Below are 1,152 nucleotides of genomic sequence, written 5' to 3'. Positions count from 1 at the left end.
CTCTCTCAACCTCTAAATTATCAACTTCCATAACCATCAATAACAATGCTTTGGTATTTAACCGAGGTGCCACTGATGTGGATAACGATGATTTTGATGAAAAATTCTCATTTGCCAAAACACTCACAAGCATTCGCAACAGTAGTGGCGCTACAACGAATAGTACTGACACTCAGCTCCTAAATAGTTTACTAAACACACTTAAAGTCAGCTCAAAAGCCAATGGCTTTGTGGAAATGGATTTACAAAAAAGAGAAGAAAAAGTCTCTCTTTCAGCCATGTCGCCAACTGCAATATTCAACCGTTTTGACCTAAGTGCTAGTAATGGTGATCATTGTGGTGAATACCGAGTTGTTTATCATAAAAATAATGGTGGTAGATTTTTTCTAATCTTTGAATCTCAATACCCTAACCCAGAACCTAGTAAAGGCAAGCAAGGGTGTTTTGCAGTAGCAGATTTTTGGCAAAAAATAGGACAAATGAGCAAAGCAGATGCGCTAATACAACTAGAAAAGTTCTTCTACAAAGGTTTGGTGCACAAGGGTGTTAAATTGCCCGCAGTAATTAACTTTGCCAACTACACCCATGGCACAGGTCAAGTGCGCTCTAACTCATTTATCAAGAGCCCATGGCAACTTAGAGAATTTAAAACTGACATCAACGCCAAGGGAGAGGTTGTTTTTGTCGCTGATACCGTTAAATCCAACCCATTAACCAATCTCTTTGCTGATGAGAACAATGCAGATTCAGATTCATTAAAATCGTTGAAGACTGACTTCGATCGTGATTTTGATGCTTATGCTGATAATTTGTTGGCACCTGAAAGGCGTGCAAGTAACCCTAGTTCTAGAGACATTATTAATGGCTTTAGTTTGGATAATGATGATAGCTATAATGAATTCCAATCAGATGCAAGTGACAATGATAATACCGCTAAGGGTAAAAACAAAAACCTAAACACAATCATTAACAAAAAACTAAAAGCATTAAATTTGTCAAATTATAATGCAAAAATGATTAGAAACCGTGCCGAAGCAATGAGTTGTGGTGGTTGTCATCAAAACAGTAACAATACAGAAATTGCCCCGAATGTTAACTGGCCAAAGAGTAGATTTTTTGTTCATGTTGACGAGCAAGGTGTCTTATCTTCAG

General features: G+C 37.5%; 1 protein-coding gene. It reads left to right on the top strand.

Translation table 11 applies throughout. The annotated features are described in order from the left end of the window. Positions 1 to 1,152 (top strand): hypothetical protein (locus BAZSYMA_RS10055; RefSeq protein WP_195910150.1); only part of this gene is annotated, 1,152 nt, incomplete at both ends.

The sequence above is a fragment of the Bathymodiolus azoricus thioautotrophic gill symbiont genome (genome assembly GCF_001298715.1).
In the GTDB taxonomy this organism is placed as follows: Bacteria; Pseudomonadota; Gammaproteobacteria; order PS1; family Pseudothioglobaceae; genus Thiodubiliella.
The sequence above is the reverse complement of the archived record's forward strand: the minus strand, read 5'-3'. Positions and strand labels throughout refer to the sequence as shown.